We start from the raw sequence: 22,099 nt of genomic DNA on the forward strand, positions 1-22,099 counted from the left end.
CCGCCCGATGGGACAGGCGGCGCCGCTGCGCTGACCTGGTCAGCCGTCGATCGCGGCGGCCGCCAGGTCGCGGAGCACGGCGTCCAGCTGGTCCCGCGCGGCGGCGAGCGCCCGGCCCTGCTGCGCGGCGAGCGCCACGGCGTCGTCGCCCGGAGCGCTGGAGCGAATCGCGGTACGCAGCTCGGCGACCTGGCCGCGCCAGCCCGCACTGCTCTGGTCGCCAGCGAGGATCTGCTCGGCCAGCCGGGTTGCCGCCCCGTCGGCCTGCACCTGCAGGTGCGCCCGTCGTTCCCGTTGGTGCAGCGATGCCTTCTCCTGCTGCTGCATCCTGAGCAGCTCCAGCAGCACCGGTGCGGCGTCGGCCGCGATGCGCAGCGTGTTGGTGGTGTTCTTCAGCCGCTCCGCGTGGCCCGGGCTGCTGATGCCGCCGGGCTTGCGCAGATAGCTGATCAGGTCGCTGACCCCGTCGTGCCGCTGCAGGTTCGTCAGCTCCTGGGCGTAGGACGGGTCCGTCAGCACACCTTCGATGTTGAGCAGGGTGAGCGTTCTGGCGTACACGTCGGGATGCACGCGGTCGACCAGGCTCTGGTACTGGCTGAGGTGCTCCGGCACATCGGCCGCCTTGATACCGAGCCGCAGCTCCTGCATCTTGTCGGCCAGCAGCAGGCCCTTGGCGACGAAGTCGGTGAGCATCACCTCAGGGGAGCTGGAGTCCGCCGCGGTGGCGTGCCTGACGAGCTGCTCGATGTGGGCCGAGGTGTCACCGGCGCCGATCGCCGGCGGGTGCAGCTCGATCTGGGCGCGCCTGGCCAGGGCCACCAGTTTGCTGGTGGACTCCGCGTGCCATGCCCCGACGGTGGCGTTGAGCTGCTCGCTGATCTGCTCGGCCAGCTGCTCCGCGGAGTCCGTCTTGCCCTGCATGATCACGCTGTGCATCTCGTCGCGGATGTCGTCGCGCAGCCGGCTGGCGGCGGAGGCGTCGACCGCCGCGAGCTCCTCCTCCAGCACCAGCACCCGCGACCGGTCCGCGTCGACCCGCCGCACCGCGGCTTCGGCCTCCGACAGCGCCGCGGTGGCCTGCTCCAGCGCGGTGGCCCCGGCCCTGGCCCAGTGCCGCACCTGCGCTGCCGAGCGCAACCGCTGCACCTGGTCCGCGGAGCCGCCGAGCAGGTCGCGCAGCTGTGCCACACCGTCCCACTCGGCGCCCTCGGCGAAGGCCGCCGGGTTCGGCCGGGGGTTGCGCGCGTACTGGCCGCCGAGGTCCGCCACGACCGCGATGATCGGCGGGAGCTCGCCGTGGAGGTGGCGTTCCAGCGCGGTCACCACCGAAGCCCGTTTACGGTCGACGATGGCCCGGAAGCCGTCGAGGTCGTCGATCGGGTCGACGCCCGCCATGTCGGCCTTGCTGATGACCACGATGAGGGCGCCGGGAGGGAAGAACCGGCCGCCGTGCGGGGAGATCGCGGTCCCGTTGACGAGTGCGGCCAGCCGGTCCACGTCGCTGCCGAGCAGCTGCGGTGTCACCGCCACCACGAGCAGGTCGGTGGCTGCGACCGAGGACAGCGCCATGAGGTCGTGCTTGCGCTCGTCGCTGCCGAGACCAGGAGTGTCCACATAGGTGAATCTGGTCGAGCGGGCTTCGCGGATCTGGTAGGTCTCGCGGGAGGCGCTGATCGTCAGCCAGTCGGGGATCGCCGTGCCGTCCTCCACCAGCAGCCGCTTGATCAGGCTCGACTTGCCGGCGCTCCACGGGCCCACGAAGACGACCCGCAGCGCGTCGGAGTCGGCGAGCCGGCGCCATGCGGTGTCGGCGTCCGCGACGGCCTGTGGTCCGGCGGCGGCCTCGATCGCCTCGCGCAAGCGGTGCACCTGTTGCGTACTCATGCGTGATCTCCCTCAAGTAACCTGATCGCCAGCTGCCGTGCTTGTTCGTAGCGGCTCAGCCGCGCCTTGATCCGCTCGATCTGTTCGGCGTCCCGGTGCAGCTCCGCCGAGGCCTCGCCGATCGCCTCGCCGAGCAGCTCTCCCTGTGTCTGAAGCCACGACAGGCCCGGATGGGCCTCGACGAGTTGTGTTACCCAGCGCCGGGCGTCGTCGAACAGCTTGGCCTCTCCCTGTTCGCGCTCGCCCTCGCGGCGTTTGCGGGAGTGGGCGCTGAAGAGGTCCTCGGCCGTGGTGGCGAGCAGCGGCACGAACGGCGCGATCCGCAGGAACCTCGAGGCGACCTTGCTGCCCTCACCGGCGAGCCGCCCGACCGATTTGAGCTTGGCCAGCGCCGAGACCGCGCTGCCGGCCTTGCCCACCAGCGCGGTCTCGGTGGCGCGCTGCAGGAACCTGGCCTGCAGCCGCAGGCGCGGGTCCCGCTGGTGCGGCACGGTGCCGCCGGGGTCGAAGGTCGCCATGTCCTGCGCCCAGTGCTCGACCTGACGCTGGGCGGCCGCGGCCCACTGGTTGATGTAGGCCTGCATGTCCGGTCGCTGGTCCATCTTCAGGATCTGCTGCGCGATGGCCGCCTGCTCCTCCTTGTCCAGCGCCTTGTCCCACTGGTCCAGGTGGGTACGCAGGGCACCGGTGATGATCCAGTCGAGACGGTCGACGGCTGCCGCGCGCAGCGCGATCGCGTTCTCCCAGCGCAGCCTCAGGTCGGCCTGCAGCATCGTCAGGCTCGCCGTCTCCTCATCGAGGTCGGCCTGCGCCGCTGCCGCCTGCGTGTGGAGCACGGTCATGCGTGCGACGGCTCCGAGCAGCACGCCCGCGTCGATGCCGGAGGGGATCAGCCAGGCCCGGGCCGAACGCCAACCGTCGGCGAAGTCGGCGGTGCCGTCCCAGTCCGCCGGGGACCCGGAGCCGGTGACCGGGTCCGGTGCGAGGCACACCACCTGCACCGAGCTGATGAGACGGTCGCCGGGGCCCTGCAACCGGTGCACCTCGCTGAGCAGCTCGGCTTCCTTGCGCCGGCAGCGGAGCACGAACTCCTCCGGCGAGTCGACCGGATCGGCGCCCATGACGTCGGCGTGGCCGATCACGAACACCACCCGGTCGGCCCGCGGCGCCATGCCCTGCTGCGGATCACCGGCGAGGATGCCGGCCAGGTACGGCGTCGCGGTGAGGTTGGGGCTCAGCACGTACCAGATGAAGGCGGCGTTGCGTACCGCCTCCATGGCGCGCCCGTCCGCGCCCAGCGGGGGTGTGTCGACGAGCGTCACGCCCTCCCAGGGGTAGGCGTGGACCTCGCCGGTCGGGCCCGGCTCGATGTGCACCCGGGCCCCGGTGAGCTGCGCCATCCGCCGGATCAGCGCGGTCTTGCCGGTGCCGCGGTCACCGATGACCGCCACTCGCGGGGCCTGTTCGGCGTGCAGCAGCCGGAGCTGCGCGACCGCGGCTTCCGCGTCCGGGTCGTCGGGGTCGCTCGACCATGCGCGGAGCCACTGCTCGGCTGACCGGGGCGCGGGCGGACGGGACCGGCGCACCGTCTGCGCGACCCGGGCGGCGACGACGCGGTGCTCCGCAGGGAAGGGCCGCACGATGTCGTGACCGGTGTCCCCGCCCCGGTCGTCGACCACCTCGTCGACCCAGTCGTCGCCGAGCCAGACGCGTCGCCCGGGACGACCGGTCGCGGCGTACTCGGCCTCGATCGAGGCCACCGCGGTGGCGACCGCGTGCTGGCCGAGGCCGGTCGGGCCGACCTCGGCGCAGAAGTCGGTCAGCAGGCGCGCCTGGTGCACCGCGCGGCGCTCCTGCTCGCGCAGCGCCAGCGCCGCCCGCACCAACTCGCTGATCGAGACCACCACCTGGTCGAAGGCGAGCCTCAGCAGCCGTTCGCGGACCTCCTGCGACAGCTGCAGGAAGTGCGCGTGCACGGTCGTGCGGGCCTGGGCCAGCGCCGCCGCCCTCGATTCGCGCTGGCGGATCAGCCCCTTCTTGCGGAACCTGCGACCGATGATGTCGCCGACGATGCCGACCAGGGCCATCGGCGGAAAGACGATGGTGCCGGCGGCGGCCATCGCCGAGCCGTACCGTACGACGTTGCCGCCGAGCCGCAGCCCCTTGCCCGCGCTGCCGTCGAAGGACGCGCCGGTGGGTGCGAGGTCCACCCGAAGGTTCGCCTCGACGGCTTCGAGGCGGTGCCGCAGGTGGGTCGTGAAGGCGGTGGCCACCGCCGCAACGGCCTGCTCCATCTCCGCCTGGCGGAACACCGTGCTCGCGAACTCCGCCGTGTCGATCATGCGGTTGTGCGCGTACGCGTCGTCCACCAGCACCTCGGCCCGGCGCAGGGCGACGCGCTCCAGCGGGCCGAAGTGCGAGATCTGCAGGTTGGCCACGAAGTCCACCACCACACCCGGGCGACTGGAGAAGATCGTCTGGCCGCTGCGCCGCTGGAGCTCCTCAAGATCCGCCAGCACCGCTGCCGCCTGCGGTGAGAAGGGCTGGGCCCCGGCGGCCTGGTGCAGCTGCCGGGAATCGCCGAACAGCCACAGCACCTCCGCGACGGCCTTCTCGACGATGACCGCCCGGGAACGCAGATCCGCAGCCAGATCGGTCAGCGCCCGGGCTCCGGCGGACGCCTCGGACACCAGCTGCCGACTCAGCGAACCGAGGCGCAACCCGACCGCGTCGGTGGTGATCGCCCGGGTCATCAGGCCTTCCAGGGTGGACACGTGCGACCAGGCCATGAGGTTGTCGACGCCGTAGTCGCGCCGGTGCTTGCGGAACGTCGCCGCGTCGTAGCCGTCGTAGGTCTCCGGCAGCCGGGCGAAGGCGGCACGCCGGCTGTTGACCGCGACGATCGGGACCTCCGGCAGGCCGATCTCGCTGAGCTGGCCCTGCAGCCACAGCGCCGACTGTGCCACGGCGTCGGAGAGCTGGCGGCGGAACGCCGGGTCGGGGACCCGGGGCGGCTGGCGCCAGAGCGCGTTCTTGATGTTGAGGACCGCGATGGCCTGCTTGCCGTACTCGGCGACCCACCGGGAGATCTCCGCGAACTCGGTGATCTGCGTGACCGTGTCGTCGAAGCACAGCAGCACCAGGTCGGCGGTGCGGACCGCCGCCCGGGCACGTTCGTGCAGCTCGGCGGCGTCGACCGTGCGGCCCCAGCCGCCCGTGCCCGGCGTGTCCACCAACCTGCTGCCCTGCCACAGCAGCGCGCCCACCTCGGTGGTGAAGTCGTTGTCGCCCGGCGAGATCAGGGTGCCGTCGCCCCGGCCGAGCGCGGTGATGAGGGTGCTTTTGCCGGCGCCGGTGCGCCCGAAGAAGACCACGTTGAAGGTGCCGATCTCGGCGAGCTGGTCGGTGACCATGCCGCGAAGCGTCGCGCCGGTGCGGCCGGTCAGCAGGCCGACCTCGTCGGCGGCCGGACCGGCGGGCCGGTCGCCCTGCAGCGCGAGCGACAGCCGCTCCACCATCTCCCGCAGGCGGGCGGCGACCGGCCGGCTCTGGGCCACGGCCGCGGCGCACGCCCGCTGGAACTCCGCGCCACTGTCCTGTCCGGTCATTCCGGGCACCGCCACACTCCCCTGAGCAAGAATCGACATCGCAGTGCCGCCCAGTCTTCCGGATGGGTGCGACATGCGCTCGGGACGCCGCCACGGCCGTTGATGTCAGGACTGTCGGACCACCGGCGGGAGCCGGTCGCGGTCGCTGCGGCGCACGACGCCCGCGGCTGCGAGGATCCCGATCGCGGTCAGCAGGATCAGCCAGCCCTGCCAGCCGCTGAGGCCGGTGAGCCAGGCGTTGATCGACGGCTGCGCGTCCTTGTCGGCGACCACCACCTGGATGAACCCGAAGACCACCGTGTTGTTCACCGCGTGGCCCACCACCGCCGGCCAGATCGATCCGGAGGCCAGCCGCAGCAGCCCGAGCAGCACGCCGAAGAAGACGCAGAAGATCGTGAACGGGATGACGGTCTGCCGCTGCGCGGCGTTCATCGAGAACCACGGCCCCACCCAGAACGGCAGGTGCCACACTCCGCAGATCAGGCCGATCGTGATCAGCGCGGGCCAGGTGCCGATCCTGTCCCGCAGGCGGTTGAGCAGGTAGCCGCGCCAGCCCCACTCCTCGCAGAAGGCCAGCGGCAGGATCAGGACGAACTGGACGAGGTTGGCGGCCAAGGCTCCGGCCGCGATTGCCCAGGGGAAGCCGGTCTGCCCGGCGGTCTCCGGCGCGTAGACGTCGCGCAGCGCGGAGAAGCCGGTCAGGTCGGCCGGGTAGATGCCGGTGACGGCGTTGAGCGCCACCGCCAGCGCCGACGCGACCAGGAAGATCCCGAAGGCGAGCAGGCAGTAGCGCAGCAGGCGGCCGACGGGGCGGACCGGGACCAGCGCGGTCGCGCGGGGAATGCTCGAGGGGCGCCGCACCCACCGCACCGCGACGAAGGTCGCGACCGCGACGGACATCATCGCCGCGAAGAAGAGGATCCGGACGCCGGTGATCTGCTCGACGACCCACAGCAGCCAGGGCAGGGCGAAGACGATGGCGAGGAAGACGCCGACGTCTCGGTACGAGTCGCCGCCGGCACCGGTCCGGGTCGCAGCGGGCGGCAGGTCGGTCGCGGCGTCAAGGGAGGAGGACATGCGGCCAGTCTCGCCCATCCTGAGACGACCGACCACTCTTACGTCATCACGTACTTGATCTGATACAGTAATCGTCGTGATAAAAAATCAGGCTGCCCCGGCCGGGCCGCCGGGTGACAGCAGCGCTTTCGCGGCCGACCTGCTGCGCGGCCACACGGACACGATCGTGCTCGGCGCCCTGCGCGGCGGCGATCGGTACGGCTTCGAGATCTACAAGGCGATCCGCCTGGCCACCGGCGGAGACCACGAGATCAAGGAAGCCACGCTCTACGCGACATACCGGCGCCTGGAGAAGGACGGCCTGGTCGAGTCCTACTGGGGCGACGAGACCCAGGGCGGGCGCCGCAAGTACTACCGCATCACCGACGCCGGCCGGGCGGTGTTCCAGGGCAACGTCGCCGCCTGGATCACGACGCGACGGATCATCGACGCACTCCTCGACGTGAAGGACACGACGCCATGACTGACGACACGCACCGCCCCGTCGGCGGCGGCCTGCACCGCCTTCTCGACGCGGCGTTCGCCGGAGTCGAGATGACCCCGGACGCGCAGGACCTGAAAGAGGAGATCCGGGCCAACCTCCTGGCCCGCGTCGCCGAGCTGGAGGCCGCGGGCCGCTCCCCCGCCGACGCCGCACAACACGCGATCGATGAGCTCGGCGACGTCCGCGCCCTGCTCGACCCCCCGGGCACATCGGCGCCGGCATCACCCTCAGGCTGGGACGACGCCACCCAGCGCTACCGGGTGCGCCCCAAGCCGCGATTCGTCGTCGGGATCGTCGTGGCGGCCCTCGCCGTGGCCATCGGGCTCACCCTCGCGATCCTCGGCGCCTCCGACGCGCTGCCCCTGCCCATCGGGGTCACGATCGCCCTGCTCGGCATCGCCGCCAGCGGTGTGGGCTGGATCGTCGGCGACTCCCTCGCCCAGGAGACCACGACCAACCATCCGATGCCCTCGTCCCGGGCCGGCGGCTACGCCCTCGCCTCGTTCCTCGCCGTCTACGGGCTCGGTTTCGGCGGACTCGTCGCGGTCGGTGCGCTCCCCGGGTGGGCGATCGTCTTCGCCATCCTCGGCGCGGTGGCCGCGATCATCCTGTTCTCCTTCCTCGGCGCCACCCAGACCAACCGCCACAAGGCGTGGGTACGCGCACTGCAGCGCACCCAGCGCCAGCCGAGGAACCGGTTCGAGGAGGAGCCCGAGACGGCCGCCCGGTTCGGCATCTACACCGCGGTCCTGTGGACCGTCACCGCCGCCGTCTACATCGTCATCAGCTTCACCGTCGGCTGGACCTGGTCGTGGGTGGTCTTCCTCGGCGGATTCGCCGCCTTCATGATCATGCTGGCCCGGATGCTGTTCGGCCCCAGCCGCTGACGTGATGCGGTGGCGCCCGGCCGGTTCGGGCGCCACCGCGACAGCCGGCGGACATGAGATCCTGTACGGCATGTCGGACAGCTTCATGATCGCCGCTCGCGTACCGATGACCCGTCAGGGCTTTGAACAGTGGCTCGACGCCCCCATCGATCCCGGCGCCATCTCTAACCCCGGGGAGATGTTCCGCGGCTGGTACTGGGACGGCAAGGAGGTCACCGACGAGTGGCGGCAGGTGGCGAAGGAGACGACGCCGCGGCGGTACTTCGCGTCCCGGGTGGCGCAGGACGCAGCCCCGGGCCAGGTGACGGTCATCGTGCACCGCGACGGCGCACTCGAGGTCTACCTGCTGCACTTCGGCTACCAGCGCTGGGATGTCCACACGGCGCTGACGCTGCTGGCCGGCACCGCGGCGTACACGGATTCGCCGCAGAGCCTCGTGATGTTCTGGGCCGAGACCGGCGGCAACCTGTTCAAGCCCGACGACGACGGCTGGCTCGCCGTGCTGTCGGTCGGAGACCACGGTGCCCGGTTCGTCACCGAGGCCGACCTGACGGCCACCGTCGCCGGTCTGCGCCCGGCCGAGCAGCTCTTCTTCGACCTCATCGAACGCCTCAGCGAGGAGGAGGAAGCATGGGACGAGGAGTCCGGCGCCCCCTTCCCGACCACCGCCACCCGTGACGAGGCGTTCGTCGATCCCGCGTTCCGGTAAAGCACCTGGCGGCCGACGGCGTACCCGTGGCCGCGCTCAGCAATCCCGTCATGGCGGGCGGATCCGACAGCCGCCCGCCCGTCACCCTTCGCCTGTTCCCTCGTTGCAGGAACGGGCTGTGAACACCGTGTCAATTTTATACTAATTGATATGTATTCGTATTGATCAAGAATTTTGAATGCTTTAGATCTAAATATGAGCATTCCCACGGAACCCATCGGCAGCATCCCGCGTACGCCGGAACTGCAGTCCGGGATGGCGGCCCACGCCGCCGGCGGCCTTGGCACCGCTGAGCTGGCCGCCCTCTACGACGCGGCGGTGCGGGACACCATCGCCCGCTTCGAGCAGGCCGGTTCGCCCGTCGTCACCGACGGCGAGCAGAGCAAACCGAGCTTCGCCACCTATCCGCTGACGGGGCTGTCCCTGGCTCCCGACGGGGCCGTGATCCCTTTCGCGGACGGGCACACCCGCCAGCTCCCCCAACTGACGGCGGGCCCGTTCCGCTACGGGTCCTACGCGGGCGACTACACCCGGGCCGCGCTCGCGGTCGCCGGCGTGCCGGTGAAGCAGGCCGTCATCGCGCCGTCGGCGCTCAGCCTGCTCTATCCGGCGGACGGCATTGAGGGCTACTCACGCGACCAGTTCATCGCCGACCTCGTCGATGAGGCGGAGAAGGACATCCGCAGCGCGCTCGACGCAGGAGCGGCGAGTGTCCAGCTCGACTTCACCGAGGGACGCCTCTCCCTGAAGCTCGACCCGTCGGGCGGCGTGCTCGCGCAGTTCGTGACACTGAACAACGCCGTGCTCGACCGCTTCTCGGCGGCGGAGCGGGCCAGGATCGGCGTGCACACCTGCCCCGGCGGGGACCAGGACTCCACGCACAGCGCCGACATCGACTACGCGGGCCTGCTGCCGTCGCTGTTCACGCTGAACGTGGGCTCGTTCTTCATCCAACTCGCGAGCGAGGCGGAGCCGGAGCGGGTGCTCGCGATCATCTCCGAGCACATCGGCGCCGACCAGAGGATCTTCGTCGGCGTCACCGACCCGATCGACCCGGCGGTCGAAACCCCGCAGCTGGTACGCGACCGAGTCCTGCTCGCCGCCCGCTACATCCCCGTCGACCAGCTGGGGACCACGGACGACTGCGGCTTCTCCCCCTTCGGCGACGACACCTCCACCTCACGGGAGACGGCGTTCGCCAAGGTGCGGGCCCGCATCGAGGGCACCGCCCTCGCCGAGCAGGCGCTCGGTCTCTGACGCGCCGTTACAGCGGAGTCACCTGGAGCAGGACGCGGCCGTTGTCCAGACTGGACAGGCCGCCGTTCTGGCACTCGGTCACCGCGTCGACGTTGGCGTAGGTCACGGTGTAGACGAAGGTGTTGCCGGTGAAGGGTCCGCTGGCGAACGTGCCGGCGCTCACCACCTGTAGCGCGGAGGCGAGCTGGGTCGTCGTGACGGTGGCCGGACCTGCCGAGACCTGGCCGGTGTTCCACGGGATGGAGAACGCCGCGGTGAAGACTCCCAGGATGTTGGCGCAGCTGCGCTGGCTGGTAGAGGTGACGCTGGTGCTGGTGGCCGAGGTGATGGCACCGCTGAGTACAGCCACGCAGGCGCTGTAGTCGGCATCGACCGTCGCCGTCACCAGCTGCAGGGCAGGGGTGATCGGAGGCGAGTACGCCACCTCGGAGGTGCCGACACACGTGATGGAGGAGAGGCTGGCGTAGGCGGCGGTCGGTACCAGCGCCACGCCTCCCGCAAGGAGGGCGGCGGCGGCCAGTGCTGCCGATATTCTTCGTACTCGCATGACGACTCCGTCGGCTAGTGATGCGAAAACTGCATTCCCTCCACAGACTGTTTCGCGTCCTCAGGGTCCGCAAGCTGCCGTTCCGCCCGACGGAACGTCCCGGCCGGGCATTGCGCAGACGCATGCCCGGCCGGCTTCGACGTGCCCGGCGGAACGCTAGAGGGTCAGGACGACCGTGGAGATGCTGCGTGCGGCGACGCTGACGGTGACCTGGCCTCCGTTCACGCTGGTCGGCTGACTTGCCGCGTTGGCGTTCTGCGAGGTGAGGTAGTACTCGGCCCGCGTGACGTTGCGCGGCGCCTGGATCACGGCGTTGTTGACCGCGCCGGCCGACCGGTTGAGGATGACCAGCGTGATCTTCCCGTCGGACTGGTAGGCGGTGACCTCCAGCGGCGAGGCCTTGGAGCTCTTGGTCAGGGCGATCCGCTGGTAACCGGGGCGGACGTACTTGGCGAACTGCGAGAATGCGTACCCGCGCTTCAGCGGAGCACCCGCGGTGGTGCCGTATGCCGCTTCACCGTCGCCGATGAAGGAGTAGTAGCGCTTGCCGTACCACCAGATGTAGGCGCTCCAGTTGGACTCCATCGACTTGTGCACCGTACGCATGATGTCGTCGAGCGTCTCGTTCCAGGCCGCCAGGTTGGCCGGGTTGCCCCAGATGTTGGAGCCGCTGCCGTCGGCCTCGTGGAAGTTCCATTCGGTCATCCACACCGGCTTGCCGTACTGGCCGGCGAGGGCGTACGGCGCCAGGCGTCCTGCGGACTCGGTGCCGTAGAGGTGGCCCCCGATGTAGCCGATGTTGTTGCGGGCACACGCGTCGTTCAGGGTCGGGTTGGTGTAGCTGTAGTTGAGGTTCACCGCCTCGGCGACCATCAGCCTGGTGTTCAGCACCTTCGCGCCCTGGGTGCAGGCGAAGGTCTGCAGTTCGGTGCCGCTCCAGTCCATCGAGTCGTAGTCCGGGTGCCAGTCCGGTTCGTTCTGCACCGAGGTGACGTCGATCGGTACGCCCTGGTTGCGCATGTACTGGACGTAGCTGTTCAGGTGGTTCGCGTAGTCGTCGTAGTAGTCGGTCTTGAGCTTGCCGCCGTTGACCCGGCTGTTGTTCGTCTTCCAGGCCGCCGGCGCCGTCCACGGCGACGCGAGGATCTTCACCCCGGACCCGTAGGACTTCGCCGTCTTCAGGGCATTCACCTGGGTCGGCCACTCGGTGGAGACCGGCGAGATGCCGGTCCGCACGATCGACAGCCCGAGCTGGTCTGGTCCCAGCCCGACCAGCGTCTGCGTCTCGGCCGTCGACCACGCGCCGCCCCAGATCGACACCGCGGCCCCGAACCCGTCGATCGTCTGGTACCTGGTGGCGCTGTTCACCGTGATGTCCGCCGGTCCGGTCGAGGGTCCGGTCGAGGGCGAGGTGCTCGGCGACGTGCTCGTCGACGCGCTCGGGGAGGTCCCGCCGGTGCAGGCCACACCGTTCACCGAGAAGCTGGTCGGGGCCGGGTTGCTGCCGGTCCACGAGCCGTTGAAGCCGAACGAGACCGTGCCGTTGGTGGCGATGGCGCCGTTGTAGCTGAGGTTCTTGGCGGTGACCGCGGCACCGCTCTGGGCCAGCGTCGCGTTCCAGACCTGGGTGACGGTCTGACCGGCGCCATAGGACCAGGTCAGAGTCCAGTTCGTCAGCGGGTCGCCGAGATTGGTGATGGTGACGTTGGCACCGAAGCCGTCCTGCCACTGCGACGACACGGCGTAATTCACCGAGCAGCCCGTGGTGGCGGCACCGGCCGGCAGCGCGACGAGAGCGGTCGCCGACACCAGCGTGACGATCCCGCCCACGACCAGACCGGCACGGATAGATCTTGATCTGTTCATATGTGACCTCCTGTGGTGCAGCCGAAGCTCGGTTCGCGACTGGGTCAGCCGGACCTTCGGCCTGGCCGCTCCCGCCATCCGGCGGGAGCGGCCAGGCCGGAGTGTCCGGTGGTGCGGGGAGGGGTCAGCGCTGTCGGGTGAGGAGGCCGGGTCGGTAGGGCAGCAGGCCGTAGTCGCCGCCGGAGTTGGTGGCGCGGCCTTGGTAGAGGAGTTGGAGGTTGCAGGGGTCGATGGTCATGGTCTGGTCGGCGGTGGTGCGTAGGAGTTCGCCGTGGCTGATGTCGTTGGTCCAGGTGGCGCCGCTGTTGGCTTTGCCCGCGAAGGGGTTGCTCTCGGTGGCGGCCTGCGGTGTCCATGACCCGCCCAGGCTGGTCGCGGTGAAGGACCGGAAGTAGCGGCCGTTGGCGCCGATCGCTTCGACGATCATCAGGTACTGGTTCTGGCCGGCGACCTTGTAGACCTGGGGTGCTTCGAACAGGTTGTTCGTCGAATCGGTCATGATGGTGGTGTAGGTGGTGCCGAAGCTGCCGGGGAAGTTCCCGATGGGCATGCTGGCGCGGTAGATCTTGCCGTTGTCGCCGGCGAAGAACAGGTACATGGTGGTGCTGTCGCCGATGATGGTCTGGTCGATCGGTCCGGTCCCCGACCCGCTGATGCTCCCGGTGAACAGGGGTTGCGCCGCGGACCACCCGTTGGGGTTGGTGGGGTCGGACGACGTGCGGTAGGAGAACGCGGTCGGTCCCCACTGGTAGGTCAGGACCCAGATGCCGCGGGGCGCGAAGTAGAACAGCGACGGCGCGACGGTCGCCGACGACATGCCGTTCTGACTGGCCGACGCCATGTCGGTCCAGGTGGTGAAGGGGCTGAAGTTCATCGACCCCCAGGCGGACCCGAAATCGTGGGTGGTGGCGTAGACGAGCTGCCGCCCGTTGTAGGGGGCGACGGTGAAGTCCTTCAACGACACCCACCCCGACTTCGGGGTCGCGAGCGAACCCGTCGACGACCACCGGTACGACGACGGCAACGTGCACCCACCGGGCGGAGACGACGGTGAGACGGACGGCGACGGCACGGTCGACGGCGACGCGCTCGCCGAGGTCGACGGCGTCACGCCACCCGTACACGTCACGCCGTTCAGCGCGAAGCCGGCCGGAGCCGGATTGCTGCCGGCCCACGAGCCGTTGAAGCCGAACGACACCGTGCCGTTGGTGGGGACCGAGCCGTTGTAGCTCATGCTCTTCGCCGTCACCGCCGGACCGCTCTGCGTGAGCGTCGTGTTCCACGCCTGCGTCACGGTCTGCCCGGCGCCGAACGACCACGTCAACGTCCAACTCGTCAGCGGATCGCCCAGGTTCGTGACCGACACGTTGGCGCCGAACCCGCCCGACCACTGGGACGACACGGCGTAATTCACCGAGCAGCCCGCGGTCGCGGCACCGGCCGGCAACGCCACCAAAGCCGTCGCCGACGCCAGTAACGCGATGCCGGTCGACACCACACCGACGGTGATCGATCTAGACCTAGTCATGAAGCACCTCCTGATGATGCAGTCGCCTGCACGAATGAACAGATACGGGAGCAGCGGTCACACAGCGTCGTCAACTGGTCGCCGTGCAGGTCGGTGCCAGCGCTCCGCTGTTGCCGTCGGCCTGGAAACCGAACTCCGTGCTCTGCCCTGCGGCGACCTGGCCGTTGTAGGACAGGTTCGTGAACCGCACCGAGCCCGTGTTGCCGCTGCGGTCGGCGTTCCAGGCGTTGACGACCGTCGCGCCCGACGGCAGTGTCACGGCCACCGACCAGGACCTGATCGCGGTTGATCCGGCCGTGACCCGGATGGTGGCGACGAACCCGCCGCTCCAGGGCTGCAGCACCACGCCGGCCGTACAGCCGCCGGGGGTGCCCGGCGAAGCCGAAGCGGACGGCGACGGAGGCACCGACGGCGACGGCGGGCGGCTCGGGGTGGGGCTGGTGGGCGGCACGCTGTTGAGGGCGTTGAGGACGGCGGTGTAGGCGGCCTTCTTGTTGCCGGAGCCGTCGAAGAGCAGCGGGTTCTCGCCGGTGCGCCAGGAGTCGGTGTCGCGGATGCCCCACACCGTGATCCCGGTGCAGCGGGTGACGGCGAGGCAGGCACGGGTGACGGTGGTGTAGCCGGTGGCCTGGGCGGAGCCGGCGATGTCGAGTTCGGTGATCTGGACGTCGACGCCGAGGTTGGCGAAGCGCTGCAGGTTGGCCTGGTAGTCGCCGGGCGGGCCGTTGGTGAGGTGGGACTGGAACCCGACGCAGTCGATGGGCACACCGCGGTTCTTGAAGTCGGCGACCATGTTGTAGATGCCGGTGGATTTGGCGTTGACGCCGTCGGTGTTGTAGTCGTTGTAGCAGAGCTTGGCGCCGGGGTCGGCGGCGCGGGCGGTGCGGAACGCGACCTCGATCCAGTCGTTTCCGGTGCGTTGCAGGTTCGAGTCGCGGCGGCCGCCGCTGCCGCCGTCGGCGAAGGCCTCGTTGACGACGTCCCAGGCGTAGATCTTGCCCCGGTAGTGGGTCGCGACCTGGGTGATGTGGTTGACCATCGCGTTGCGCAGGGCGCTGCCGGACATGTTCTGCGCCCAGCCGGGCTGCTGGGCGTGCCAGACCAGGGCATGACCGCGCATCCGCTGCCCGTGGGCCTGGGCGTGGGCGACGATCTGGTCGGCGGAGGTGTAACGGAAGCTGCCCTGGGACGGCTCCGTCGCGTCCCACTTCATCTCGTTCTCAGGGGTGATCATGGTGAACTCGCGGTCCAGGATCCCGGCATAGGTCGCGTCGCCCAGCCTGCCCGCGGCGACGGCGGCACCGAAGTAGCGGTTGGTCTGGGCCGCTGAGGCGCCCAGGGTCGTGGCGGCCTCGGCGGTGGTCGCCAGCAGCAGCGACGCCGTCAGCGCGGCCACGGTCGCGAGGACCAGGAGCAGGACGGCACGCAGCCGCCTAGGGGTTCTCATGGGATGGTGCCTTTCGATAGGGAGCGGACGGTGGTCCCGGCGGGAACCGGGGGTCAGGGAGAGGTCATCTCGAAGCGCTTGACGGTGACCGCACCGCCGAGGGCCTGGGTGGCGTAGGTGTAGACCGCGTACCGGTAGCCCATGAAGAACTGCCACGCGTTGGTGAGCGTCAGCGCGGAACCGAGTGCGGTGAAGTTCGTGCCGTCGGTGCTGTAGGAGAAGCGGGCCTGCCGCCCGGACCCGGGCCGGATGTCGGCGGTGGCTCGCAGCCAGACCCGGGTACCGGAGATCGCGGCGCTCGCCGCTTCGGTGCCGGTCCCCGTGGTGTTCCAGCTGCCGTCCATGGTCAGGCCGGTGGTCATGGCGACGCGGTTCGTGCCGTTGTCGCGTTTGATCCCGATCCAGGCGGACGAGTCGCGCAGCATCGCCAGACCCGCCCGGTCGCCGTTCGCCATCGCCGACAGGTCGAGCTCGACCGTCGCGGTGGAGGTCGGTCCCTGGATACGGTGGGTGAGGGTGTTGCGGGCGTTGTAGAGGTCGTTGGTCACGGTGGCGGTCTGCAGCCGCAGCCCGCTGTTGAAGGACCACTTGGAGTTGTCCGGGTTGTGGTTCCACTCCCACTGCGGTCCCAGTGCCGGGCCGGCGAACGTGTCGGCGCCGGTCATCGGCTTGACCGTCTTGGTGGTGCTGATGTTCGGCGCCGGGTAGGCGGCGCCCCAGGTGCCGTTGACGGTCTGCAGGACCGGCCAGCCCGCAGCCGACCAGGTGATCGGAGCCAGGACCGGGACGCGCCCGCCGGGGTAGGCGTCGACGAACGCCATGTAGTACCAGTCGCCGTTCTGCGTCTGGACCAGACCGCCCTGGTGGGGTACGCCGCCGCCGCTGATCGGGCCGGGCAGGTTGAGCAGCACCTGCTGCATCTCGTACGGCCCGAACGGGCTGGACGACTTCAGCACGTACTGCCCGTTGGCGGGTCGGGTGAGCCAGATGTAGTAGCTGCCGTTGCGCTTGTAGAACCGCGCGCCCTCCAGCGTGCCGACGCTGGACGGCGTGGTGAACACCTGCTGCGTACGGACCTGGCTGAGACCGTCGGCGGAGAGCTGCGCGACGCTGATGGTGGAGTTGCCGTAGGCGACGTACATGGTGTCGTTGTCGTCGATCAGCAGCCCGGCGTCGTAGTAGCAGTTGTTGATCTGCGCCCGCTTCTGCCACGTGCCGTCGACGGAGCTCGCGGTGTAGACGTAGCTGCGGTTGAACTCCACGCACCCGATCCAGTAGTAGGTGCTGTTGGCGGGGCGGTAGTTGAACGCCGACGCCCAGATCCCCTTCACGTACGCACGCCCGCCGCTGAGGTTGTAGGCGTTGGAGCCGAAGTCCAGGCTCGGCACCGAGTGACCCGCGTACTCCCAGTGCACCAGGTCGTAGGAGCGCAGGATGGGCGCGCCGGGCGAGTAGTGCATGGTCGAGGCCGAGTAGTAGTACGCGTCGCCGACCCGGATGATGTCGCCGTCGGCGAAGTCCTGCCACACCACCGGATTGGCGTAGGGCGACCCGGTCGGCGGCGACGCCGTGGCAGTCGGGGTGGGCGTGGTTCCGACCGGGACGAGCTGCCACTGCTGATTGGTGCCGCCCCAGTCGGCGTACTGGACGATCGCGCCGCCGTCGGCGGTGGAGGCGTTCTGGACCTCCAGGGCCTTGCCGCTGTGCCGGTTGACGAACCGCACATAGCCGCCGGCCGAATCGGCCAGGGACCACTGCTGATTGTTGCCGTTGGCGTCGGTCCATTGCCTTATCGGCGCCCCGTCGGCGGTCGACCAATTGTAGTCGTCGAGCACCTTCCCCGAATGCCGGGCCTTGATCCGATAGAAGCCGCCGCCCGAGGACACGAACTGGAACTGCTGGTTCGTGCCGCCCGACCGGGTGAACTGCTGGACGCATCCACCGTCCGCAGTCGACGATCCGCAGATGTCGAGGGCTTTGCCGCTGTTGCGGTTGACGATGGCGTACCAGACGGCGGGGTCCACCGTTGCCGCCGAGGCACTGCCCTGGGCGACCGCTACCAGCGCCGTTCCACTGAGGAGCGCGGTCACCAGCGCCGCCACCAGCGACAGCCGTCGACGTCGCTTCGGCGAGGCCGGCCCGGCCTCGTGATGGAGTTTCATGGCTGCTCCTTAGGTGTGCGGGTCGGCAACGTGAGATGTGAGCGTTAACATTCCCGTCCGCTTCACGCCGCGGTCGGCGGGAAATGGGTCTCGTGGCGAGATTCGAACGCGCCTGCCCGAGATTATGGGAACGCTCCCATCAATGTTGACGAGATTGCCAGAATGTTTCCCCGCTATCAAGTGGCATCCGCCGAATCGGCTCATTTAATTGCGTCGGCCGCACCGTCGGCGAATCGGCGACCCGCATTCCATTCAGGAGATAACAATTCCCGACGAATTCGTCGGACAAGCAATCGGCGAAAGTTCTGTCCGCAGCGGTGTTATCCACGCCCGCGCTCCGGAGTCGCATCGCCGCGGTCTCGGCCGCGGTGACCCTCAACCCCCGGGGGTACGCGGTGCAGTCCGACCCGGACAGCGAGGGGTGCCGGCGGAGACGAGGACGGCAACGGGCTCGGTCCACCCCACGTGGAATCGATGCCGATGGCGGCTCTGCCGACGCCGCGTGCCATGATGCGCCGGCGGGCTACCGGGGACGCTTGGCGGCCGAGAAGCCTTCCCTGCGTACGGTGACCCGCTTGCCCTTGATGGTGCTGTTGCGCAGGGCGTCGATGACCTTGTCGGCCGCCTCGGTGGGGACCTCGACCAGGGAGAAACGGTCGGCGATCTCGATCGCCCCGATGTTGCGCCCGCTGAGCCCCGCCTCGTTGGCGATCGCGCCGACAAGGTCCTGCGGGCGTACGTTCGCGCGCCGCCCCAGCCCGAAGAACAGCCGGGTGGTGCCGCCGCCGTCGCCGCGGCCCGCGCGCTTCCCGGCGCGCCGTTCGGGCTCCGACCGCTGCGGCCTGCGGTTGATCTCCTCGGAGTGGTCGGGGATCTCCTGCTCGTCGATCTCGCCGCCACCGGACTCGTGCGCCAGCTTCACCGCGGCGAGCGCGATGTCGACGATGTCGAACTCGTCGCCCAGCGACTCGATCACGACGCGGAACTGCTCCAGGCGGTCACCGGCGAGCAGGCTCTCCTGCAGGGCGGCGCGGGTCATCTCGAGCCGGCGCGTCCGGAGGTCGGCGACCGTGGGCAGCTTCTCGATCGCGAATCGCTGCTTGGTGAGCTGCTCGATGGCTTTGAGCATGCGGTGCTCGCGCGGCTCGGCCAGGGTGATCGCCACACCTTCGCGGCCGGCCCGCCCGACCCGGCCGATGCGGTGCACATACGCCTCGGGTGCCGAGGGTACGTTGTAGTTGACCACGTGGGTCAGCAGGTCGATGTCGAGGCCGCGGGCGGCGACGTCGGTGGCGATGAGCAGATCGGCCGTGCCGCTGCGCAGCCGCCCCATCACCCGGTCGCGCTGCTCCTGGCTCATCCCGCCGTGCAGCGGCTCGGCACGGTAGCCCCGGCCGTTGAGAGTCTCGGTGAGCTGGTCCACCTCTTCGCGGGTCCGGCAGAAGACGATCGCCGCCGTCGGCGACTCGACGTCCAGGATCCGGCCCAGAGCCGCGGGCTTGTGCGCCCGGGAGACCATGTAGGCGCTCTGGCGGACCTTCGGCGCCTCCCCGCGCGGGGTCTCCTGGCGGCCCATCTCGATCCGCACCGGGTCGCGCAGGTAGCGGCGGGCGATGGCGCCGATGCGCGCGGGCACGGTGGCGGAGAAGAGCACGGTCTGCCGCTCGTCGCTGATCTCGTCGAAGATCGCCTCGATGTCCTCGGCGAAACCCATGTCGAGCATCTCGTCGGCCTCGTCCAGCACCACCGTCACGATCTCGCTGAGATCGAGCGTGCCGCGGCTGATGTGGTCGAGGGCCCGCCCCGGCGTGGCGACGACGACGTCGACGCCGCGCTGCAGGGCCTGCAGCTGCCGTCCGATCGGCTGGCCGCCGTAGATCGGCAGCACCCGCACACCCAGCTCGCGGCCGTACCGGTGGAACGCCTGGGAGACCTGCTCCGCCAGCTCCCGGGTCGGAACGAGCACCAGCGCCGCCGGTTTGCTCCCCCGGTCCTCGACGGTGAGCCACTGCAGGATGGGCAGCGCGAACGCCGCGGTCTTGCCCGTCCCGGTGGCCGCCTGGCCGAGCAGGTCGCGACCGGCCAGGATCGGCGGTATCGCTTCACGCTGGATCGGGGTCGGCTCCTCGTATCCGAGATCCGTCAACGCCTTGACCAGTTCGGAGCGCAGCCCCACATCGGTAAAGGACACGGCCTCTTCCGACGGGACCATTTGCCACCAACTCCTACCCAGCAGAAACAACAGTTGACCACCCGGACGACGGGCGGCGCCGACCTAGCCTAGGCCAGGCACCCCTGCATCATCGCAGCCGCCCAGCCGGGTCACGCCCAAACGGGGTAGAGCACGCCTGTCGGCGGTAGGCTGCCGATCATGAGTGCTGGCGGCGGCTACCTGCCCGATCCCCGCCGCTGGCGAGCGCTCAGCGTCTGCCTCGTGGGCGGATTCATGGCGCTGCTCGACGTCAGCATCGTCAACGTCGCGCTGCCGTCCATCCGGGCCGGACTGCACGCCACCGAGAGCGACCTGCAGTGGGTGATCTCCGGCTACGCGCTCGTCTTCGGCCTGGTCCTGGTACCCGCCGGGCGCTTCGGCGACATGCACGGGCGCCGCAACGCCTTCGTCGCCGGCATCACGCTCTTCACCGCCGCCAGCGCCGCCGCCGGGCTGGCCCAGACCGCCACCTGGCTCGTCGTGGCCCGCCTCGTCCAGGGCGCGGCGGGCGGACTGATCAACCCGCAGATCAGCGGGCTGATCCAGCAGCTGTTCCGGGGTGCCGAACGCGGCCGGGCCTTCGGGATGCTCGGTGCCACCATCGGCATCTCCACGGCGATCGGCCCGCTCCTGGGCGGCCTGCTGATCCAGGCGTTCGGGGTGGCCGAGGGCTGGCGCTGGGTCTTCTACGTCAACGTGCCGATCGGCGTCCTCGCGATCGTGCTCGCGTTCCGCTTCATCCCCAGCCACGCCGACACCGCCGCCCGGCGACAGACCTTCGACCCCGTCGGGGTGCTCCTGCTCGCCGTCGGCGTGGTGCTGGTGCTCCTGCCCCTCATCCAGGAACGGCAGTGGGCCGGACGCGGGAAATGGCTGCTCCTCGTGGCCGGGGTGGGCGTACTCATCGGATTCGTCTTCTGGGAGCGGCGCTACGGGCGCACCCGCGACCCGGTCGTGGACCTGGGGTTGTTCCGGCGGCGGTCCTACGCGCTCGGCGCGATGCTGGGCCTGCTCTACTTCGCCGGCTTCACCGCGGTCTTCTTCGTCTTCACCCTCTACCTCCAGGAAGGGCTGGGCTATTCGGCGCTCGCCGCGGGCCTCGCGACGGTGCCGTTCGCCCTCGGCTCGGCCGCTGCGGCGTCCCTCGGCGGCCGGGTCGTCACCCGCGTCGGCCGCAAGCTGATCGCGATCGGCCTGGGCCTGGTCATCGTCGGCCTCGCCGGGATGGAGCTGGCGGTGGAGCTCGTGCCGGGCCGCCACGACGGCTGGGCCACCGCGGTGCCGCTGCTCATCGCCGGTGTCGGCAGCGGCCTGGTGATCGCACCGAACCAGACCCTGACGCTGGCCGAGGTGCCGGTGGCCGGTGCCGGCAGCGCGGGCGGGGTGCTGCAGACCGGTCAGCGCATCGGCTCGGCGGTCGGCATCGCGGCGGTCGGCGCCGTCTTCTTCGCCGCGATCATGGAGTCGGGCGACTTCGCACGAGCGTTCCGGCACGGACTGCTCGTCACGATCGGTTTCGTCGTGCTCGCCCTCGCTGTCGCCGTCGTCGACGTGGCGGCCGGCCGCCGCACCGAGCGGTCTCGGTAACGACGGTCGTCATCGCGCGCCCTGGCTCTCGGCGATCCGGGCGAGCTGCTCGGTGACCGAGCCCCATCCCTCCTCGAAGCCGAGCTTCTCGTGGTGGGCGCGAGCGCCGGGATCACCGTGGCGGACGACGACCCGGTAGTCCGTGCCGTCCGGGTGGTCGGCCATGGTGATCTCGGCGGTCATCGGGACCGGGGCCGGGTTCGCGGGCCGCCATGCGCTGTCGATCGCGTTCGTGAAGACGATCCGCTCCAGCTCGTCGACGACGAGGAAGCACGCGTCGAGGTGCGGGACGAACTCCGTGCCGTCGTCGCTCAGCCGGGTCACGAGCGCACCGCCGGGGCGCACCTCCAAGCGGTCGACCCGGCATAGGGTCGGAGCCGGGAGCCACCACTTCTCGAAGCGGGCCGGGTCGGTCCACGCGCTCCACACCGCGGCGCGGGGCGCACGGATCAGCCGCTGCAGGGTCAGGTCGAGTTCGGGATTCACGGTTGGTGCTCCTTAGGGTCGGCGAGAAGGTGTTCGAGGCGGTCGGTGCGCGCCTCCCAGATCCGGCGCTGCTCCGCGAGCCAGCCGTCGACCACGGCGAGACGCTCGCGGTCGAGCACGCAGGTCCGCACCCGACCGGACTTGGCCGTGTGGATCAGCCCGCTGGATTCGAGTGTCCGCAGGTGCTTCATGAACGACGGAAGCGTCATCGGGAACTCGCGGGCGAGGTCGCCCACGCTCGTCGGACCGCGCCCCAGCAGCCGGATGACGCCCCGCCGGGTCGGGTCGGCCAGAGCCACGAACACATCGTCGAGCTGTGCAGAATACTGTGCCACACGGCTAAGTATTGTCCGCCGCG

At 70.0% G+C, this 22,099-nt stretch carries 16 protein-coding genes; 5 read left to right on the forward strand and 11 right to left on the reverse strand.

Annotated elements, in window-relative coordinates; all coding sequences use genetic code 11:
- Positions 1–39: 39 nt before the first annotated feature.
- From F4553_RS05720 to F4553_RS05730, 3 genes are all read right to left on the reverse strand, one after another.
- Positions 40–1,884 (reverse strand): GTPase, encoded by a 1,845-nt coding sequence (locus tag F4553_RS05720; RefSeq protein ID WP_184832946.1) that lies wholly within the window; start codon positions 1,882–1,884, stop codon positions 40–42.
- Positions 1,881–5,492, reverse strand: a complete 3,612-nt coding sequence (locus F4553_RS05725) for a GTPase (RefSeq protein ID WP_184832955.1) — start codon at positions 5,490–5,492, stop codon at positions 1,881–1,883. The genes F4553_RS05720 and F4553_RS05725 overlap by 4 nt, the downstream gene beginning before the upstream one ends.
- A 105-nt stretch (positions 5,493–5,597) precedes the next feature.
- A complete protein-coding gene (locus F4553_RS05730; protein WP_184832957.1) occupies positions 5,598–6,569 on the reverse strand; it encodes a CPBP family intramembrane glutamic endopeptidase in 972 nt (323 codons plus the stop codon).
- A gap of 76 nt (positions 6,570–6,645) precedes the next feature.
- Here F4553_RS05730 and F4553_RS05735 point away from each other — a divergent pair, with 76 nt between their 5' ends.
- From F4553_RS05735 to F4553_RS05750, 4 genes are all read left to right on the forward strand, one after another.
- Positions 6,646–7,032 (forward strand): PadR family transcriptional regulator, encoded by a 387-nt coding sequence (locus F4553_RS05735; RefSeq protein ID WP_312875100.1) that lies wholly within the window; start codon positions 6,646–6,648, stop codon positions 7,030–7,032.
- Entirely contained in the window at positions 7,029–7,940 is a 912-nt protein-coding gene (locus F4553_RS05740; protein ID WP_184832959.1) for a permease prefix domain 1-containing protein, read from the forward strand. Before F4553_RS05735 ends, F4553_RS05740 begins: the two co-directional genes overlap by 4 nt.
- A 70-nt stretch (positions 7,941–8,010) precedes the next feature.
- Positions 8,011–8,649 (forward strand): hypothetical protein, encoded by a 639-nt coding sequence (locus F4553_RS05745; RefSeq protein WP_184832961.1) that lies wholly within the window; start codon positions 8,011–8,013, stop codon positions 8,647–8,649.
- Between the two features lie 195 nt (positions 8,650–8,844).
- Complete coding sequence (locus F4553_RS05750; RefSeq protein WP_184832963.1) at positions 8,845–9,906, forward strand: cobalamin-independent methionine synthase II family protein; 1,062 nt, start codon at positions 8,845–8,847, stop codon at positions 9,904–9,906.
- A gap of 7 nt (positions 9,907–9,913) precedes the next feature.
- Here F4553_RS05750 and F4553_RS05755 read toward each other — a convergent pair whose 3' ends face one another.
- From F4553_RS05755 to F4553_RS05780, 6 genes are all read right to left on the reverse strand, one after another.
- On the reverse strand, positions 9,914–10,453 hold the full coding sequence (locus F4553_RS05755; RefSeq protein WP_184832965.1) for a hypothetical protein: 540 nt from the start codon (positions 10,451–10,453) through the stop codon (positions 9,914–9,916).
- A gap of 156 nt (positions 10,454–10,609) precedes the next feature.
- Positions 10,610–12,319: a cellulose binding domain-containing protein gene (locus F4553_RS05760; RefSeq protein WP_184832967.1), complete on the reverse strand. Its 1,710-nt coding sequence runs from the start codon at positions 12,317–12,319 to the stop codon at positions 10,610–10,612.
- A gap of 124 nt (positions 12,320–12,443) precedes the next feature.
- Entirely contained in the window at positions 12,444–13,847 is a 1,404-nt protein-coding gene (locus tag F4553_RS05765; protein WP_184832969.1) for a non-reducing end alpha-L-arabinofuranosidase family hydrolase, read from the reverse strand.
- Positions 13,848–13,917: 70 nt separating this feature from the next.
- Complete coding sequence (locus F4553_RS05770) at positions 13,918–15,294, reverse strand: glycoside hydrolase family 10 protein (RefSeq protein ID WP_184832971.1); 1,377 nt, start codon at positions 15,292–15,294, stop codon at positions 13,918–13,920.
- A 53-nt stretch (positions 15,295–15,347) separates the two neighbouring features.
- Complete coding sequence (locus F4553_RS05775; protein ID WP_184832973.1) at positions 15,348–17,456, reverse strand: family 43 glycosylhydrolase; 2,109 nt, start codon at positions 17,454–17,456, stop codon at positions 15,348–15,350.
- Positions 17,457–17,979: 523 nt separating this feature from the next.
- On the reverse strand, positions 17,980–19,668 hold the full coding sequence (locus F4553_RS05780) for a DEAD/DEAH box helicase (protein ID WP_184832975.1): 1,689 nt from the start codon (positions 19,666–19,668) through the stop codon (positions 17,980–17,982).
- 159 nt (positions 19,669–19,827) lie between these two features.
- Between F4553_RS05780 and F4553_RS05785 the strand changes: the two genes are divergently transcribed.
- Entirely contained in the window at positions 19,828–21,255 is a 1,428-nt protein-coding gene (locus tag F4553_RS05785) for an MFS transporter (RefSeq protein WP_184832977.1), read from the forward strand.
- 9 nt (positions 21,256–21,264) lie between these two features.
- Here the strand turns inward: F4553_RS05785 and F4553_RS05790 are convergent, their stop codons facing one another.
- Both F4553_RS05790 and F4553_RS05795 read right to left on the reverse strand, forming a co-directional pair.
- On the reverse strand, positions 21,265–21,741 hold the full coding sequence (locus F4553_RS05790) for an SRPBCC domain-containing protein (RefSeq protein WP_184832986.1): 477 nt from the start codon (positions 21,739–21,741) through the stop codon (positions 21,265–21,267).
- Complete coding sequence (locus tag F4553_RS05795; RefSeq protein WP_184832988.1) at positions 21,738–22,076, reverse strand: ArsR/SmtB family transcription factor; 339 nt, start codon at positions 22,074–22,076, stop codon at positions 21,738–21,740. The genes F4553_RS05790 and F4553_RS05795 overlap by 4 nt, the downstream gene beginning before the upstream one ends.
- Positions 22,077–22,099: the final 23 nt, after the last annotated feature.

Origin of the sequence: Allocatelliglobosispora scoriae (genome assembly GCF_014204945.1) — a bacterium.
Taxonomy (GTDB): domain Bacteria; phylum Actinomycetota; class Actinomycetes; order Mycobacteriales; family Micromonosporaceae; genus Allocatelliglobosispora; species Allocatelliglobosispora scoriae.

What these genes read in the sequence shown, in the direction of transcription:
- F4553_RS05740 (WP_184832959.1), top strand. Translation starts at nt 7,029, where the DNA reads ATGACTGACGACACGCACCGCCCCGTCGGCGGCGGCCTGCACCGCCTT.
- F4553_RS05760 (WP_184832967.1), bottom strand. Translation starts at nt 12,319, where the DNA reads ATGAACAGATCAAGATCTATCCGTGCCGGTCTGGTCGTGGGCGGGATC.
- F4553_RS05775 (WP_184832973.1), bottom strand. Translation starts at nt 17,456, where the DNA reads ATGAAACTCCATCACGAGGCCGGGCCGGCCTCGCCGAAGCGACGTCGA.
- F4553_RS05725 (WP_184832955.1), bottom strand. Translation starts at nt 5,492, where the DNA reads ATGACCGGACAGGACAGTGGCGCGGAGTTCCAGCGGGCGTGCGCCGCG.
- F4553_RS05765 (WP_184832969.1), bottom strand. Translation starts at nt 13,847, where the DNA reads ATGACTAGGTCTAGATCGATCACCGTCGGTGTGGTGTCGACCGGCATC.
- F4553_RS05730 (WP_184832957.1), bottom strand. Translation starts at nt 6,569, where the DNA reads ATGTCCTCCTCCCTTGACGCCGCGACCGACCTGCCGCCCGCTGCGACC.
- F4553_RS05770 (WP_184832971.1), bottom strand. Translation starts at nt 15,294, where the DNA reads ATGAGAACCCCTAGGCGGCTGCGTGCCGTCCTGCTCCTGGTCCTCGCG.
- F4553_RS05785 (WP_184832977.1), top strand. Translation starts at nt 19,828, where the DNA reads ATGAGTGCTGGCGGCGGCTACCTGCCCGATCCCCGCCGCTGGCGAGCG.
- F4553_RS05720 (WP_184832946.1), bottom strand. Translation starts at nt 1,884, where the DNA reads ATGAGTACGCAACAGGTGCACCGCTTGCGCGAGGCGATCGAGGCCGCC.
- F4553_RS05755 (WP_184832965.1), bottom strand. Translation starts at nt 10,453, where the DNA reads ATGCGAGTACGAAGAATATCGGCAGCACTGGCCGCCGCCGCCCTCCTT.
- F4553_RS05745 (WP_184832961.1), top strand. Translation starts at nt 8,011, where the DNA reads ATGTCGGACAGCTTCATGATCGCCGCTCGCGTACCGATGACCCGTCAG.
- F4553_RS05780 (WP_184832975.1), bottom strand. Translation starts at nt 19,668, where the DNA reads ATGGTCCCGTCGGAAGAGGCCGTGTCCTTTACCGATGTGGGGCTGCGC.
- F4553_RS05750 (WP_184832963.1), top strand. Translation starts at nt 8,845, where the DNA reads ATGAGCATTCCCACGGAACCCATCGGCAGCATCCCGCGTACGCCGGAA.